Source organism: Prevotella sp. oral taxon 317 str. F0108, from assembly GCF_000162415.1.
Taxonomy (GTDB): domain Bacteria; phylum Bacteroidota; class Bacteroidia; order Bacteroidales; family Bacteroidaceae; genus Prevotella; species Prevotella conceptionensis.
This window is the reverse complement of record NZ_GG740073.1, coordinates 132382-149227: the sequence shown is the minus strand read 5'-3', so window position 1 is coordinate 149227 and position 16846 is coordinate 132382. Positions and strand designations below refer to the sequence as shown.

The window sequence follows — 16846 nt, the reverse complement described above, 5'->3', positions numbered from 1 at the left end:
GGGAGCGTTCTTTTTTAGAAGAATTTTGTTTCTTCGCCGTTTATTTCGCTTAGCAGTAGGTTGGCCAATCGGCTGGTGCCAAGGCGGAACCACTTGTTGGTAAGCCACTTTTCGCCCAACACTTCTTTCACGATGGTGTAGTAGATGATGGCGTCCATCACGGTGTTGATGCCGCCAGCGGGCTTAAAGCCAATCTGTATGCCTGTTTTTTCGTAATACTCTTTGATGGCCTGACACATCACATAAGCGGCCTCTGGCGTTGCCGAGACCTTCTCTTTGCCCGTAGAAGTCTTGATGTAGTCGGCTCCGGCATACATGGATAGCAGGGATGCTTTCTTGATGTTGGATGCCGTTTTGAGGTCGCCTGTTTCGAGAATAACCTTCATTGGCTTGTCGCCGCAGGCCTGTTTCAGCTCGGCTATGTCGTCGCAAAGCTCTTCATAGTTGCCAGAGAGGAACTTGCCCACGGGCATAACGATGTCTATTTCCGTTGCGCCGTCGCGTACGGCAAGTGCTGTTTCGGCCACTTTTACCTCGATAACGGCTTGCGAAGAGGGGAAACTACCCGATACGCAGGTTATTTCTACACCTTCCACTTCAAGCGTTTCGCTGGCCACTTCGGCAAAGCAGGGGTACACACACACGGCTGCCACGTGGGGAAGTTGCGGGTAAGCGTTTTCAAATTGGTTAACGCGGTCTACGAAAGCCATTACGCTGGTGTCCGAATCGGTGGTGCTGAGCGTGGTTAGTTCGATGCTGCCGAAGAGGAATTTCTTTACTTCGGGCGTGTCGTTAGCCAGTGTTTTCTCGGCGATAATGGTTTTAACGGCCTGCTGCACCTGCGCATCGTCTAGCTCGATGGTGTATTGTTGCAGGGTTTTCTCGTACTTGCTCACCTCTTCTTCGTGGTGGTGGTGTTCGTGTTGATGGTTATGTTCGCTCATATTTCCTTATTTTTTTAGTTTTTCGTTGTTGATGTGGCGGGTTTTGTCGCGCCTTGTTTTCTTCTCGATGTTGAGCTTTAGCTCTTCTTCGAGGTTCACTCCTGTTTGGTTGGCCAAGCAAAGCAGCACCCATAACACGTCGGCCATCTCGTCGCCCAGGTTTGGTTCTTCTCCCTGTTTAAAGCTTTGGTCGCCGTATATGCGTGCCATTTGGCGTGCCAGTTCGCCCACTTCTTCGGTAAGAACGGCCATGTTGGTTAGTTCCGAGAAGTAGCGCACGCCGTATTGTTTAACCCATTGGTCCACCAACTGTTGCGCTCCGCCTAGTGTTAGCGGTTCGTTTGTTGGTGTTTTGTCGTTGTCGTTTTGTTGTTGCATGCTATAAACGGGTTATCCATGAAGGGTCGAAATTAATCGAATTTAATATGTCTTTTTTCTCAATGAGAGGTGGTTTCCTTATCCTAAATTTGATGGCATTGGTAGGAACCTTGGTGTGTATAGTGAATTGTGAACCATGTGGCTGCCAAGTGAATTTGGTTTGGCTGGTCTCAATTTCTTTCCCGATGAGATTGCCATTGGCGTTTACTTCCCACACAAAGTCGCTTGTGCGATAGCGTTGCACCTCTTCTTCGAACAAGGAGAAGGTAGACAAGTCGTTACTCCTTATCAAAACAGACGTTCTTATTGGGTTATAATTGTCTTGAGCAATGTTTATTCGCTCGTTCCAAATGCCTAGTACTGCCCTGCCTGTTTGCTGTATGTCGTCGTGTGGATTGGCGATGCCGTATGAATAGTCTGGCGAGCACCTTCCGCTAATTAGCCTAACGGTCTCTGTGTTTAGTGGCGATGTGGTTTTGATTGTCTTAGCCGACCACGCCATCTTTTCTCTCACAACATCTGCAATGCCGATAGGCGAGTCTAGGTGAGTGGCTTGTAAGGCCAGTGCCAGTGTGTCTCCCCAGTCTGTTCCTGTTATGTCTTTTCGGCCTAATGCCAATAAATATATTATGTGAGCGCCAATTTGGGTAACCACATCATCGGGAATTTCATTTGTAGGATACAATTCACGGGCGTTAAGTCTGTGGCTGTCTCTCAGCTTAGGATGTTTCATCAGCTTTGTCGATTAGTTTATACATCTTTTCCGCAACGGCTCTAATCATGGGTATGGCCACAGAATTGCCAGTTTGTCGCCTTATGTCAGCATGCGAAACAACGATTTTAAATGTTTCAGGAAAGCCTTGTAGCCTTAGTAATTCCCTTGATGATGGGCGGCGTACGCCATTAACAAGCAGATAATTGTAGGATGCCCCCGTGCGTAGAGCACACGAATAGTTGAGCACTGATATGTTGCCGGCCTTGTTCTCATGCCAGATTGATGGGTAGAACACTTCTTTGCCTGCTGTGCTAGCCTTTCTTTTTTCTCTGATTGTTTTCGAGGCGTATAGTTTTGGGTCTATATCTTTTTCTTCTTCAAGAATAGTTGCCAGGTTAAATGGCTTTTTCTTGAATGTGAAATCAAAGTTTTCGTACGCCATTTTGTCTCTAAACCCAACAATGATTACCCTTTCTCGTTTTTGAGGGAGGCCGAAATCCATAGCGTTCAACACGCGCCAGTTTATGTGATAACCAAGTGAACGGAGCGTGGCCTTTATTGTTTCGAAGGTCTTACCGCGGTCGTGCGTTGTAAGTTGTTTCACATTTTCAAGCAACACGGCTTTTGGTTTGTGGTAGTCAAGTATTCTTGCCACCTCAAAGAACATTGTTCCCCGTGTATCGTCAAACCCTTTCATCTGCCCCATGATGCTGAATGCCTGGCATGGGAAGCCTGCTAAGAGCAGCTGATGTGGCGGAATGTCTTCGGCGGCAATCTTTGTGATGTCGCCAGATGGTATATCACCAAAGTTGGCTGCATACGTTTTGCATGCAGCTTTATCCCATTCAGACGAGAAAACGCATTGCGCTCCTAATTCGTCGAAGGGTATTCTTATACCGCCTATACCAGCGAAAAGGTCTACATATCTGACCATTTACCTCCTTTTTTACCTGTCTTTGCTGTCTATCACGATGGTAACAGGCCCATCGTTTACCAGTTCAACCTGCATGTCTGCACCGAAAACGCCTGTGGCAACGGGCTTACCAAGCGACTCTGAAAGGCGTTGGCAGAACCGTTCGTAAAGCGGAACAGACACATCTGGGCTTGCCGCGTGGATGTAAGAGGGGCGATTGCCCTTCTTGCACGAGGCCATGAGTGTGAATTGACTAACTACAAGAATATCTCCCTCCACGTCTTTAACCGAGAGGTTCATAACTCCCTCGCTGTCATCATAGATGCGCAGGTTTATGGTTTTCTTCACAAGCCAGTCAATATCGTTGTCGGTGTCGGCGTATCCCACGCCCAACAACACCATCATTCCCTTTTCAATGGCGCTTTCTACGCGGCCTTCGATGCTTACCGAGGCCCGTGTAACGCGCTGGATTACTATCCGCATTGTTTGTTGTTTTATTGGAGTAGTGCAAAATTAGCCAAAATCGCGCAAACAGCAAAATAATTAGGGTTGCGATTGATGTTAGATTGTTGGAGATGGTTGGGCTAATGAGGGTGGTAAGGGTAACAAATAGACGCGCATAGATAATCATGTCGTGCTTGCACTGCTTGATAGCACCGATGTTACAGACAAGATAACTTTGCTTGCTTGCCTGCCCATCACCGCTATCTGTGTTATTGCACTTGTCGGTTACACCTCTTCCCGCTCTGTCTTGTTTTCACGTGAAACGTTTTAGCCCTTAACCCCAATTGGAATTAGTGCCTGTTCTGATTTTGTTTGGTTGTTGAGCCTATTTTCTGTCTTATTCTTGAAGGCGTATGGGTTAAGTCAAGAGAATAGGGCAGGCAAGATGCCGGTAACCAAACGAAAGATGAACAGGAAGTAATGCAAACTACTTAAATATTTGATAAGCGGCCTGATGAACCCATGGGGTTTATTCGTTCAATTTACTTTCTCTTAGCTTTCTTATTTTCTCTTTCGCATTTTCTAAATAACGCCTTACTGTGGCATCTACATAGTTAAGATAGCGGTTAAGTACCTCTTGACTCTTCTCCACGGGTTGCGAACGCGACACGAATAATATGCCATCAACTCGCGCTTTGGGTACAAAATAGAAGAACTGGTAGTTGTCGTTGGTGTTGCCCAACACCCTCATTGTTAGCACATCTGTGTAGTTTAGCCGTTCGGTGGGTAAGTAGGTAATGTTATTACCCATGCTTTGTAAGGTATTTTCTACACTGCCTTCGGGTGCTTTCGCTAGTTGTGCAACGCCAATAACCTTGTCGGTTAAGCAGTTAAGTGTCTTACCTTCATAGGTACAAAGGGCAATGGCCTGATAATCTTCTTTGTATTTGGCCTTGATATGATAGCCCGCTGTGTAGTTGTTAAGGTCTTTCATGTCGCCTGCCACAAGGTAATTCAGGTGCATGAAGTGCCCATATATGGTTGCCAGTGCACCCTTATTCGCTAGGATGTCTATCAACGCGAAGGCCGTTTTTGCCATTGTTTTATCCCTATTAGTAAGCCGTTCGTAGGTTTCGCTGCTTTCGTGGTTTAGTTGTAGGCACAACTTTAATATTTCACGCTCGTCTGCGGTGAGCCATTTACCCACTACGCCGTCTGCTTTCGTCAGTTGTAAGCTGTCCTCTGCACCCGTTTCCCAGTTCAACAGACGTTTAACAATCGAGTCGGTTTCGGGTGTTTCTCTGTTCGAACAGAGGGCTTTTACAAACTCGGATAGGTCTACACTACTTGCTATGTCTAAGCTTTCGATGTCTATTCCCCAGAAAGATACGCGGTTGTTGTGCGTGGAATTGTAGGTTCGGAGCCACTTGATAAAGTCGATTGTGTGTTCGGACGACAGATTGCCTTCCATATATCGCTCGATGTCTTGCAGCTTAAAATGGGGGTCGTTCTTGATATATCGGTTTACATAAAATGAGTATTCCAGGGGATATTCGTGCAAAACCAAATTGCAGCCCTGCTTGGTGATGCGTTGTTTAATGATGTCGAATGCCATCTGACCCAACGTTTTGCTGCCATGAATGGTTTCGCCGATGGCCATAATGCGGCTTTGCATGCTGGGTATTTTGCTGAAATCCACTCCATTTAGTGTTATCACATCGTTTTTTTTAAGACTAGTATTGTCGCTTTTGGGTGCTGTTTCGTTTTTTAATTGTGTTCCGTTGGCCTCCAATTTAAAGGCACTAACCCGTATGTTGTTAAATGCAAGTTCGCTGCCAATGGCCTCTATGAAAACGTTAAGCAAGTAGGCATCTTTTATTTTTACCTTTTTGCTAACCTCTTTCCACTCTTCTGTCAATGGTAGTTCTATGGTATCGCTCCTCAAAAATTGTTCGCCTGCGCCGATGGTGTTAAGGGTTATGTAAGCCCTTTCGCAGTTTAGGGTTTTATATCTGATGCTCACGGTTACTTCTGCACCTTGTTTATTCAGCTGATATACAGGTATTAGCGTTCCTATTTTACCCTTTTCTTCATCCTTCACAGCGAATACTACGGACAAATCATTTTCAGTTGAGTCTATCACCACATTCACAAAGTTGTCTGTTGGGTGCATGTTCCACCTGTACCCGAATGTCTTTTCTCTGGCACTTGCATTTGCAATGCCGATTAATAGACAGGTGGTTGCGATGAGTATGGCGTATAGTTTTGTTTTCATAAGCCAACAATAGTGTTATTGATGTTATGTTTTTGCTTTGTATGTTGTCAACTCTCTCTTCGTGGGGCTATATTTCTGCATTCTCTTTGTCGCGACGTATGATAGGCCTTGGATCTATGCCTTATCGCGCTTGCTGGGATGTTTACATAATATACCTTAAACTACTAACGTAAGTATGTTGTATCTATTGTTTTATTTTGCCTTTTTTATAATGCTTTGTTTGTTTTTGTTCGTCTTTTTCCTTTCTTACCCTTTGCCTTTACACTCACATCGTTTCTCGTTTGGTTTTCACTTCATTTCAACCCAAATTTGTCGTCGTTCTTTCAATTTAGCTGATAATCTCAGGATGTGTTTATTTCGTCATTCGGCTATTTCTTAGCAAGTTGTAGTATGTGTATTTCCTCCTGTATTTTCTGCATCGAACGTAGTGCCGTCATTGTCATAGCAAGTTGTGATATGTGCATTTCCACCATTTGTTTTTTGTTCCTTTTGAGTAGTTCATAGGTTCTTACTCTTTTCTGTCCGTATAATATTGTTAAATCTGTTGTTTATATTTTACAAAACATGTCTTGCCCGCTACTCATTCTAGTAGAATTTAATGCTTAAAAATCGCCAATTTGATGCCATTTATAGCTCCTAAGCTCTTCATTTAATCTAAATTTTGGCGATGTTGCCTGCATTTTGCACCATTTTGCCTTTCTAGTTTGCCGTTTGTTCGTGCTTTTTTAATCTCGATTGTCTGCTTTTAGCGGCCCAAATGACGCTTTTCTCAGTGCTTTTTCCCCATGTAGAACCTGTATTTTCTGCCTTTTTTGCTATTTAACGCCAGTCACACTCCGCCTTATTGTGGTTATATTTTTGCATTTCGGTGCATAACTATGCGTGTTTCGATGCTACTTTTATTGCTATTAGTACCAAATTACGTCGCGTTTTGGTGCTAATTGCGTCGCATTTTGGTGCAAAACGCACTGCGTTTTGGTGCTAATTGCAGTGCGTTTTGGTACTAATTGTGATGTAATTTGGTGCTAATTGCTGTGTTTTTAGCGTGAAATAGTACTCCATTTCGTTCTAAAAGCATTTTTATACAAATTGGATCAACTTATATTCGTTTGTACATGTTGCCCCTTTTGTACAAAAGCAAACGTTCGTGAGAATCGATTATTTGCGACCGAGTGTGGATTTGTTCGCAAATCAGCCACTCATAATGTTAAAACATTGTCTTAAAAGTTGACAATGTAAATATTAGTTTTCCATCATTTTGTTGAAAGGCAAGTTTATTGGGTTGCGGCTTGCCAAAGAGTAGGCCTGCTAAAGTAGTTTATGTGTCGATTATCCTAATAATGCTTTGTAGGTAATAGAAATATGCACCAATTATGCTGCTGGATATAGTTCTACAAAGCTGCCAGATATAGTTCTATAAAGTTGCTAGATATAGTTCTATAATGTTACTAGATATGCTTCTGCAAAGTTAAGAGTTGTGGTTCTACCAAGCCACTAGATTTTGTTCTGCAAAGCGACTTGATGTGCTACTACAAAGTTACTAGTTGTGGTTCTATAAATCACCAAAGTTGCTCCATTGCATTTGTTATACGCGCTGCATAATCCTGCTGACCATGTTACATTGTTCTGCAAACTTGCTTTGTTCTTGCAACATCAAGTGTAGTTTTAAGCAGTCACCTCCAAGAGTTTTATCACCTATTGCCTCTATGTTAAAAATTCCTCCTCACCATACATTACCTATAAAGCTGCCATTCGTTTTCTTTCGAGCCTTCATCAACTTCTGTATTTTTGCCTTTGTCGATTCTTGACGGTAGTGCTATCTTTTACTGTTCCCCGATTTTTTTATCAGTGGAGTAGGGGGTGTGATTTTGAACCCCGATTATCGGATTTTGTTTTTGCCCTTTTTGCCTTTTTCCCTTTTGGGGGATGACTTGCAAATTTCTTCTTCCATTTTTTGTAATCTTCCCTTTCACGGCAACTTTTTGTAGTTGTAGTTTATTTCGATACTTCATTCAAATTGCTTGCTTTTTTTTTCTCAGTTGGAATTTTTGTAGACCTAGTCTTTCACATTAAATTTATACATAAATTTACAACTAGGCTATTTCGGTTAACGTCCATTAACTCGGAGAATCGATTTTTTACGACCATCTGCCCATCTGGTCGCAAATTTCGCCGTATTTTGCTAGTTTATAACGTTCTGAAAACCAGGTAAATACGTTTCAGTTGACATTTTGTGATTTTTATTTAATCCTCATTTGGTGTACTTTTGCCATGCTTTTGCATCAAAAACTGGAGTTTCCACCTTCCATTTTTTGCTTGGTGTTTCCCTAAAAAATGAGACTTCTTCTTTCGGATTGCATGCGATGGGTTAACCCAACCTTTACTTTTGTTTATGTTGTAGTTATATTAACGATAGTAAACGTTCGTTTGCTAAGTATTTTTTCTATGCCCTGCAAACTTATTTTGTTGTCTTTCGGTGCGTATTTCTTGTCTTTTCATAAGTTTATCTTTGTCATTTTGTCGCTACAACTAGTTGATAATCATCGTATTAAGTAAAATATAACTTTCAACTTTCTTTTAAGTAACTGTATGAAATGCTGCTTGTATAAGGCTTATTTGTATCTGGTTATTTAACTTAAATTATTGATAACCAAATAGTTATGTTGTCACCTCATTTACTTTGGGTACTTCTTATGAGTGTTATAAGGTTTAGACTGCTGTCTTGGTTGCGTACATTTGATGCTAACTTGCTTGGGGGTCTTAGTTTGTGCATTATGAAGGAACACTTATGTTTTTCTTTCTCCTTTAATTGGACTTGGGAAAGCAAATGGACATGGTTGTAGTTTGCTGAAAGGGTTAGTGACGAACTAATCCAGCAGCAAGCACTAAAAACTCAACAACAGCTTTCTGATTGTTGACTTATGTAGTTTCGTTTGGAGTTTCGTTGTGCCAATAATTGAATACAATTTGTGCCTTGGTATTGCCAATATGCTTGGCAAGAACATCGAGGGGAGCCTCTTTTATCTGCTTAACCGACTTCAATTCTTTCAACAAGGTGGCCTTTGTTTTTGGGCCAATACCTTTTATGTCGTCTAGTTCAGAGTGCAAAGCGTGCTTGCTACGCTTGTCTCTGTGAAAGCTAATTGCGTAACGGTGCACCTCGTCTTGTATGCGTGTGAGCACGTGGAAAAGCTCACTTTTCACGTCTAAACCCACTACTTGCGGTGGCCATCCATAGAGCAGTTCGTTGGTTCTGTGCCTGTCGTCTTTGGCTAAACCAGCTATGGGGATGTCTAGATGTAGCTCTTCTACCACCACTTCGCGCACAACGCCCATCTGTCCCTTACCTCCATCGGTGATGATAAGGTCGGGTAGGGGTGTTTCTTCTTCTATCATGCGCGTGTATCTACGCCTTACAACCTCTTTCATCGAGGCGTAATCGTCGGGTCCTTCCACGCTTTTGATGTTGTATTTGCGGTAATCCTTCTTGCTGGGTTTCATCCCTTTGAACACTACACAGCCCGCAACGGCATCTGTTCCGGATATATTTGAGTTGTCGAAACACTCTATTTGGTAGGGCAAACGCGGCATTTGTAGCTTGGTTTGCAACTCTTTCATCAGTCTAACAGCCTTTTGTTCGGGGTTTAGTTTCTCGCTTTGTTTCAATCTGTCGAACTTATATTGCTTGCCGTTCATCTCAGAAAGTTCAAGCAAACGGCGTTTGTCGCCCCGTTGCGGCACGATAAACGTGGCCTCGCGCATGGCCCATTCCATCTCGAAAGGCACGATAATCTCTTTCGCTTTACTGCCAAAACGCTCGCGTATTTCGGGAATGGCAGATGCTAGAATGTCCTCGTTGCTCTCGTCTAGCTTTCTTTTATACTCGAAAGTAAAGCTTTGGTTCACCGTTCCGTTCTTTACATGCAGGTAATTGATAAAGGCCGTGCGGTTAAATTCGTCGTCTGTGATGGTGAAAACGTCCACATCGGCGATGCTAAAACTAACAACTTCGCTCTTTGCGCAATAGTTATCAAGCAGAATATACCGCTTTTTAAGTGCTTCTGCCTCTTCAAATTTCAGCTCTTCTGCCTTTTTTAGCATCTCCTCGTACAGCATTTTGCGTACTTCGCGCGTGTTTCCTTTCAATATTTCGCGTGCTTGACGGATGTTTTCTTGGTAGTCTTCCCACGATTGTTTGCCTACGCAAGGCGCGTCACAGTTATGTATATGGTATTCAAGGCATGCTTTATACTTGCCCATCTCTACGCCTTCGTGTGTGATAGGGAAGTGGCAAGTGCGCGGTTTGTATAGCTTTCCAATCAGTTCTAGCAGAGCCACCATTGTGGGAACGTGGCTGTAAGGACCGTAATAGGTACCAAGCCGCTTGTTAATTGTACGTGTTTTGAAGATGCGCGGATACAGCTCGTTGGTAATGCAGATGCTGGGATAGGTCTTTCCGTCTTTAAGTAATACGTTATAGCGTGGATTATATTTCTTAATAAGGCTGTTTTCGAGCAGCAGAGCATCCTCTTCTGTGTTGACAACCGTGTACGAAATGTCGAAGATTTTGCTTACCAAAACCTTCGTTTTAAATCTATCTACTTCCTTATGGAAGTAAGAAGACACCCTGCTTTTTAAGTTCTTGGCCTTGCCCACATATATAATAATGTGTTGTTCGTCGTAGAATTGATAGCTGCCAGGTTTGTCTGGCAGGCTCAATACAATGCTCTTCAGATGCGCCAAGCGTCTTTCATTTTCTTCTTTTGTCATAGTTCGAAATCCCTTTGTACACTAGTGTTTGCATGTTTTTCTGTTTCACGTGAAACACAAGCGTTAGTGTTTCTTTCATTATGTCGTACTACTGCCTTTCTTTCCTTTTGGTTGGGTGAGAATGGTGTGGGTTGCTACCTTCGATTGTGAGCCGTGGGCGTAGCGTGTTGCTGGCGTATCGTGGAGTCAGGTCAGGGAAGTTCTGGGCTTGTTGATGCTTATGTACTCTTTATTTGCATGTCACAGGCTTGCCATAAACTTCTCTTTGTTTGCCCTTTCTCTTCTTTTCTCCTTCCTTCGCTCTTATTTCTAAATCTTCCTTTTTGTGCAGATACACATTCTTTTCACCGTTTATTGCGATTCGGTCTTTTCGCTGTTGCATTCTTTTCCTGTGTCTAAAACGGTGTTTTTATTTCGTTCCTAGCCGTCTTTCTTTTGCTTTCTTGCGGTTTTAGCTTGCCCTATTCAGTGCAATCAGCAGTGCTTATACAATGCTTTATGGATGCGGAATGCTTGCTCTTATTGCATTGTCCGCTGTTTAACGCGTTCGTTCTCCTTTCTTATTTGTACTCTTTCGTCTTCCACCCAATGCGCAGTATGTTTCTGTTTAACCCCAATCAGCCGTTAGGTCGCTTATCAATTATTTGAAGTTGTTTCCGTTCTTTTCTGTTCATCTTTCGTTTCCTTGTCTGCATCTTGCCTGTCTTGCCCTTTTGAACTAGTCCGCAATGCCTTCAAGAATAAGACAGACAAGATGCTCAACAATCAAACAACAACCCTATTGCTCCTAACGGCAGATTGGGGGCTAAAAGCAAAACGAGAACAACTTCTTGTCTTTCTTCACCGCCTAATGTGGCGTTTGGCAAGTTTAAGGTGTTCTCGTTGCTTGTGTTAAGGCAGCTCTGGCGCGGTGTAATGCCGTTTAGTGCAGTTTATTTTGCTTGTGCGGCCTTATACCTGTATGAGTGTTGAAATCTCTATGTCTTTATCAAACGCGGCTCTGCCGTTGAGATCCTCGTTTACAAGTTCGATGATGAAGTTGGCATAAATCTTCTTGGGGTTGAACTTTTTCACCAAATCACATGCAGCCTTCATCGTTCCACCTGTTGCAAGCAAGTCGTCGTGGAGTAGAACAACATCGTCTTCGCTTATCGAGTCTTTGTGTATCTCGATCGTATCGGTGCCATACTCCTTGTTATAACTTTCTTGTACGGTCTCACAAGGCAGCTTTCCGGGCTTTCTGCACAGCACAATGCCTGCCCCTAGCCTGATGGCTACGGCCGACGACATGACGAACCCGCGCGATTCTATGCCTACAATCTTCGTGATTCCTTTGTCTTTGTAAATCTCGCACATTTCGTCCGTGATTACTTTAATACATTCGGGGTTCTTGAACAGCGTTGTTACATCGCGAAAGTTCACCCCTTTCTTCGGCCAATCTGGTATACAACGCAGATTGTCCATCAATAGTTTGTTATTCATTTACAGTAAGTTATGTTTCTATTCTTATATTAATTGTTTCACGTGGAACGCATGTTGGTTCGAGTATTACTTCATGTGTCCACGCTTTTAATTTCTCTTTCAATCCTCTGTTTAAGCCAAACGTCTAACACTTCTTTATGTGAGGACTTGTGTTGGCTTTGTTTTTGCCTTCCGTTTTATCGCCCTTTGTGCGCTACTATATATAAGGTGTGTGCTTTGGGCGATTGTTTTTCGTTCTGCTTTTGTTCAGACTTTGTTGGTGAAGACTTGCTAGGACGGGGGAATATATCCAAACGATGCGCCTCCTTCGCTCTGTTGTTTCGGAACGTTTACGCCTTATGTCCTTGACGTGTTTTGTTCTTCCCTGCTGCTTAAATAAGCATTGCGGCGTTTAAATCGTTGCACTAGTCCACAGGTTTTGTTTGTGTTCGTTGCCTTACTCCATAAGAAGTTTCATCCAAGGATGTGGCTTTATCTGTTCATCAGCACGAGCAATACATTAATGTCGCTTGGTGAAACACCTGGTATGCGTGAGGCCTGTGCCAACGTCTCAGGGTTGATGCGCGCCAATTTTTGCCGTCCTTCCGTGGAGATTTCGTGCAGCTCCTCGTAATTGAAGTGCCCTTTGATGCGGATGTTTTCTAAACGGCGCATCTTGTCTGCCACGATTTTCTCGCGTTCGATGTAGCCTTTATACTTCATCTTTATTTCTGCGGCCTCTACAATCTCCTCCTGTCTGTTGGGTATTTGCGCAATGGCAGCCTTCAATTCGGGTACTGCATCGGCAAGCACCAGCAGGTTTAGCTGTGGTCTAGCGATAAGGTCGGCTAGTTTAGCACTTCCGTTTAAGGGTGTTGTCCCCCAGCGTTCCAGTGCCGCATTGATGTCGTTAGCCTTCACCGAGGTTGTTTCGCAAAAGCTAATTATGCGTTCGATGCTTTCTTTTTTCTCCATCCAATGGTCGTAACGATGCCTTGTAGCCAGTCCTATTTGGTATGCCCGTTCGGTTAATCTCGCGTCGGCGTCGTCTTGACGGAGTAGTATTCGGTATTCTGCGCGCGAGGTAAACATGCGATAAGGCTCATCGACACCCTTCGTTGTAAGGTCGTCTATCAATACGCCAATGTAGCTTTCGTCCCGTTTCATCACGAAAGGTTCGCCCCTGCTGCAAGCAATTGCGGCGTTAATTCCTGCCACAAGACCTTGCCCCGCAGCTTCCTCGTAACCCGTTGTCCCATTAACTTGCCCCGCAAGGAATAGGCCCTTTACTACTTTCGATTCGAGGGATGCGTGTAGTAGCGTGGGGTCGAAGTAATCGTATTCTATGGCATAACCCGGCCTGTAAGCCTTGGCATCGCGTAGTGCAGGTATCTTTCGCAGGGCGTTTAGCTGCACATCAAGGGGCATGCTCGACGAAAAGCCATTGAGATACATCTCTGCTGTGTTCTCACCTTCGGGTTCAAGAAAGAGCGGATGTTGCTCCTTGTCGGGGAAGGTAACGAGCTTTGTCTCGATGCTAGGGCAATAACGCGGTCCCGTGCTTTGGATTTGTCCGTTGAAAAGGGGCGAATCTGCAATGCCCGCTTGCAATGCTTGGTGCGCCTCTTGCGTGGTATAGAAAGTCCAGCAGGGCAACTGCGTTAGTGTTCTGGGCGTGGGCATGTAGCTGAATTGGTGGAAATCAATCTCTCCGTCTTGCCTTTCCATCTCTTCAAAGTGCACCGTGCGCGCATCAATTCTTACAGGCGTGCCCGTCTTCATTCGGTCTACGGTGATGCCATGTCGCGCGATACTTTCGCTGAATCTGTAAACAGCAGGTTCGGCACATCTGCCGCCGGGTATCTGCACTTTGCCAACGTGCATTAGTCCGTTAAGGAATGTCCCAGCCGTTACCACAATGCTCTTGGCCCGAAACTCCGCACCCCAGAGCGTTCGCACGCCAACGGCCATGCCATCTTCTACAAGCAGCTCGTCGGCTTGGTCTTGCCAGATGTCCAATCCTTCGGTCGAATCGAGCGTTTCGCGCCATTTAGTGATGAATTTAGCCCTATCGCATTGCGCCCGCGGACTCCATACGGCCGGCCCTTTGCCTTTATTGAGCATGCGGAACTGTATAGACGTAGAGTCGGTAATAATTCCCATTTCACCGCCCAGCGCGTCAACTTCGCGCACTATCTGCCCTTTGGCAATGCCGCCCACGGCCGGGTTGCAGCTCATTTGCGCTATTTTGTTCATGTCCATTGTGACAAGGCAGGTCTTGGCACCAAGTTTTGCTGCGGCACAGGCTGCCTCGCAACCCGCATGACCGCCCCCAATGACGAGGACATCGTATCTGAATATCATATTATTATTTGCTGTATGTACTTGATTTTATGAGTTTACGGAGTTTTATTTGGCGAGTTGATGGGGTGATAGCTTGCCAGTTGTACCCGTTTCAGCCTGGCTATCCCTAGCCTATTTTGCCTTATCTAAATCGCCTTTTGTTGCTTACACGTCTCGATTTGTACGTGCATGCACAAACAAGAGGTCATAGTATGGCCTCTTTCTATCGTTATATATATGGTGCTCGCAATATTCTTTTGCGATGCTTAATGTTCTTAAAATCAAGTACTTGTGGCGTTATGGCTTGTAATTTAATAGGCCGTGAGAGCCACAAAGGACTTACAAAGTTAGGGTATAGAAACCATATATGCAAATTAACAGCGACAAAAAAGGATGGCCGGAGCCATCCTTCTACCTCAGTAGTGCATTTTATGGTATGGCGTACAGCAAAGTTGCGCCAAAGATTATAATATGCTTAGGAATAAGGTGTCAGCGAAAGAAAGGAAAAGGTGGTAACGTTCTCCCCCTTTCTACTGCGCCAATTCCAGTTCCTCTTCTGCTTGTGCAATTCTCCCAATGGCGAGTTTAAGCTCGGCATACTGCTGTTGCAGCAGTTCTAGGAAGGGCGAGAGCAGCGACAAACACGTGTTAATTTCCTTCATTTGCGAGTCGCTATCAAGTCCTTTACTAGGTGCCGCTGCTTGTACCGACAGCCTGTATAGGTCTGCACAAGTATCGTCTGCATGCAATTCTTCACTTAACATACGCAGCGTTGAAGGCATCATGTCGTGCAATTCAGTTAGCAAACGCCCGTATTCTTGCAAGAGCTGTGCCTCGTCCTTGTCTTCCTTATGGCTGCTGTTCCACTTTTCCACCATCTTTTCTGCCGGCTTAATGATAGCCTGCTGATAGGCCTCAATGCGTTTGTTGAGCGCAAAAAGGCGTTCGTATAGCCCTTGAACCTCCGTTCCGTGGCTGCCATTACGCAAGTACGTGTAAATCTCTCGATACACATTCTTTACCTTCGGCAGCATCCGTTCCATATAATGGCTGTGTTCAATGGTTGGCAAATCGTTTGGCGCATAGCTTTTCCCCTTATAGTAAGCGGCGCTAACCTCGCGGTTGCCGTTAATGATTTCAATCATTTGTTCGGCATCTTCGTAGGCTCGGATATAGGCCGTTACGATGTTCCTGTTACGTTTGGTAAAGGGATAAGTAACCGTTTCGGCCGGCATTTCCTCCATTGGATTGAACAAATCGATACATCCGCATTCCACAAAGAACCGGCGGAAACGCATGTCAAGCAGCTCGGTTACGAGTTCTTTTTCCAACCATTGGCGCAATTCTTCGCCAGTTAGCATTTGTGGCATGCCCGATTTTGCCGACTTATCAAACCTCAGCAGCTCGCCCACACTTTGTCGAAGGTCGGCGGGAAGAATGCTCCATGCCGAAACCAGCGGCTCATTGCATTGTGTAGGGATGTTGGGTAAGTGCTGAATGCGGTCTTTATCCGATGGGTGCGAGTTCCACAGGTCATCACAAGAAAACCTCGCCGTGGGTTCATCGTTGGTCTTTACCTCCGCTTGCAGCAACGCTGTTGCCTCGATAGTCTTGCCTTCTTCGCGCGATTTAATTTGTGCGAGCAGCTCCAAAACCTCGAATGGATCGGCCTTTTTCGACGTTTCTGCCAGTCGAACCAAGGCAACATGCGTGTTAGAACTGCATTGCATCAGCACCGTAGTTTTGTAGAACGACGATGCCATCACGGCCTTTCCCACCACCTTGCATGCTATGCTGTCGGCATCGTATTCCATCTGTCTCGACAATTCGCGATAAGCGATGTTCACATACCTATATAAGCATTGCAGCAGAAGACGCACCCTAACAGTGAAGAAACGAGTAAGCAGGCCGAAGATAGAGAAGGGGCTCCAGCCGAAATGGCTCCAGCGGTCTACCCATCTGTCCCAAGCATCTTCGCCATACACGAGGTTTCCCATCACGATGTTGGCGGTATAAACCACCGAGCTAATCTTCATGCTATCTTGCGAGAAATGTCCGAACTCGTGAGCAAGAATGCCTTTAATCTCCTCTGTGCTTGTTGTGGCGAACAGTCCTACGCCCAAAACAAGGTTTTTCCGAACGGGAAAGAACATCGACCAGAAAGTGGTGTTGAAGTAAACACAAGCATTAATTTCAGTAAAGAGGAACACTTTGTGGGGCATCGGGCACTTTGTAGCCCTGGCCACATGGCGTATAAGTTCGAACAGTTGTGGGCAATCGCTCTCTTTTACCTGTATTCTGCCCTCTTCTTCCGCATTAAGTCGGGTGAAGATAAACTTCACGAGGAAGAGTCCGAACATCAGGCAGAGTGCTATAACACCAAGGTAGGCTCCCAGAAGTATCAGCATGACAAATCCGCTGTTGGTGCCATCGAAGGCACGTTGCAGCATATCTATTCCCCAAAATGTTGCCCATTTGTAGCCAATGTAGAGCAGAGTGAGGCCAAAGGCAACCAGAGAGAGGTAGACAAGCACGAAAAGGGCTATTCGGTAGAGTACCGTTTTTCCCAATGCTCTTATTGCATTGTTTTCTCTCATGCGTTT

12 protein-coding genes are annotated in these 16846 nt (G+C 44.7%); all 12 read right to left on the bottom strand.

The window, feature by feature from the left end; all coding sequences use genetic code 11:
• Nucleotides 1-14: 14 nt before the first annotated feature.
• Entirely contained in the window at nt 15-944 is a 930-nt protein-coding gene (gene deoC / locus HMPREF0670_RS07420; RefSeq protein WP_009230534.1) for a deoxyribose-phosphate aldolase, read from the bottom strand.
• Between the two features lie 6 nt (nt 945-950).
• A complete protein-coding gene (locus HMPREF0670_RS07415; protein ID WP_009230533.1) occupies nt 951-1322 on the bottom strand; it encodes a nucleotide pyrophosphohydrolase in 372 nt (123 codons plus the stop codon).
• Nucleotide 1323: 1 nt separating this feature from the next.
• On the bottom strand, nt 1324-2055 hold the full coding sequence (locus HMPREF0670_RS07410) for a hypothetical protein (protein ID WP_044077953.1): 732 nt from the start codon (nt 2053-2055) through the stop codon (nt 1324-1326).
• A complete protein-coding gene (locus HMPREF0670_RS07405) occupies nt 2042-2971 on the bottom strand; it encodes a DNA cytosine methyltransferase (protein ID WP_009230531.1) in 930 nt (309 codons plus the stop codon). The genes HMPREF0670_RS07410 and HMPREF0670_RS07405 overlap by 14 nt, the downstream gene beginning before the upstream one ends.
• A 12-nt stretch (nt 2972-2983) precedes the next feature.
• On the bottom strand, nt 2984-3433 hold the full coding sequence (gene dtd / locus HMPREF0670_RS07400; protein ID WP_009230530.1) for a D-aminoacyl-tRNA deacylase: 450 nt from the start codon (nt 3431-3433) through the stop codon (nt 2984-2986).
• Nucleotides 3434-3923: 490 nt separating this feature from the next.
• Complete coding sequence (locus HMPREF0670_RS07395) at nt 3924-5669, bottom strand: erythromycin esterase family protein (protein WP_009230529.1); 1746 nt, start codon at nt 5667-5669, stop codon at nt 3924-3926.
• A gap of 1823 nt (nt 5670-7492) precedes the next feature.
• Nucleotides 7493-7681, bottom strand: coding sequence for a hypothetical protein (locus tag HMPREF0670_RS07390; protein ID WP_044077952.1), 189 nt, complete (start codon nt 7679-7681; stop codon nt 7493-7495).
• Nucleotides 7682-8588: 907 nt separating this feature from the next.
• The gene (gene uvrC / locus HMPREF0670_RS07385) at nt 8589-10439 is read right to left on the bottom strand and encodes an excinuclease ABC subunit UvrC (RefSeq protein ID WP_044077951.1); all 1851 of its coding nucleotides are present in this window, start codon (nt 10437-10439) and stop codon (nt 8589-8591) included.
• Between the two features lie 229 nt (nt 10440-10668).
• The gene (locus tag HMPREF0670_RS16300) at nt 10669-10821 is read right to left on the bottom strand and encodes a hypothetical protein (RefSeq protein WP_157579590.1); all 153 of its coding nucleotides are present in this window, start codon (nt 10819-10821) and stop codon (nt 10669-10671) included.
• A gap of 569 nt (nt 10822-11390) precedes the next feature.
• Nucleotides 11391-11921 (bottom strand): adenine phosphoribosyltransferase, encoded by a 531-nt coding sequence (locus HMPREF0670_RS07380; RefSeq protein WP_009230526.1) that lies wholly within the window; start codon nt 11919-11921, stop codon nt 11391-11393.
• A gap of 471 nt (nt 11922-12392) precedes the next feature.
• The gene (gene mnmG, locus HMPREF0670_RS07375; protein ID WP_009230525.1) at nt 12393-14264 is read right to left on the bottom strand and encodes a tRNA uridine-5-carboxymethylaminomethyl(34) synthesis enzyme MnmG; all 1872 of its coding nucleotides are present in this window, start codon (nt 14262-14264) and stop codon (nt 12393-12395) included.
• Nucleotides 14265-14773: 509 nt separating this feature from the next.
• Nucleotides 14774-16840, bottom strand: coding sequence for a M48 family metalloprotease (locus HMPREF0670_RS07370; RefSeq protein WP_232213882.1), 2067 nt, complete (start codon nt 16838-16840; stop codon nt 14774-14776).
• Nucleotides 16841-16846 lie beyond the last annotated feature (6 nt).

What these genes read in the sequence shown, in the direction of transcription:
- HMPREF0670_RS07410 (WP_044077953.1), bottom strand. Translation starts at nt 2,055, where the DNA reads ATGAAACATCCTAAGCTGAGAGACAGCCACAGACTTAACGCCCGTGAA.
- HMPREF0670_RS07390 (WP_044077952.1), bottom strand. Translation starts at nt 7,681, where the DNA reads ATGAAGTATCGAAATAAACTACAACTACAAAAAGTTGCCGTGAAAGGG.
- HMPREF0670_RS07405 (WP_009230531.1), bottom strand. Translation starts at nt 2,971, where the DNA reads ATGGTCAGATATGTAGACCTTTTCGCTGGTATAGGCGGTATAAGAATA.
- HMPREF0670_RS07380 (WP_009230526.1), bottom strand. Translation starts at nt 11,921, where the DNA reads ATGAATAACAAACTATTGATGGACAATCTGCGTTGTATACCAGATTGG.
- uvrC (WP_044077951.1), bottom strand. Translation starts at nt 10,439, where the DNA reads ATGACAAAAGAAGAAAATGAAAGACGCTTGGCGCATCTGAAGAGCATT.
- HMPREF0670_RS07395 (WP_009230529.1), bottom strand. Translation starts at nt 5,669, where the DNA reads ATGAAAACAAAACTATACGCCATACTCATCGCAACCACCTGTCTATTA.
- HMPREF0670_RS07415 (WP_009230533.1), bottom strand. Translation starts at nt 1,322, where the DNA reads ATGCAACAACAAAACGACAACGACAAAACACCAACAAACGAACCGCTA.
- mnmG (WP_009230525.1), bottom strand. Translation starts at nt 14,264, where the DNA reads ATGATATTCAGATACGATGTCCTCGTCATTGGGGGCGGTCATGCGGGT.
- HMPREF0670_RS07370 (WP_232213882.1), bottom strand. Translation starts at nt 16,840, where the DNA reads ATGAGAGAAAACAATGCAATAAGAGCATTGGGAAAAACGGTACTCTAC.
- HMPREF0670_RS16300 (WP_157579590.1), bottom strand. Translation starts at nt 10,821, where the DNA reads ATGCAACAGCGAAAAGACCGAATCGCAATAAACGGTGAAAAGAATGTG.
- dtd (WP_009230530.1), bottom strand. Translation starts at nt 3,433, where the DNA reads ATGCGGATAGTAATCCAGCGCGTTACACGGGCCTCGGTAAGCATCGAA.
- deoC (WP_009230534.1), bottom strand. Translation starts at nt 944, where the DNA reads ATGAGCGAACATAACCATCAACACGAACACCACCACCACGAAGAAGAG.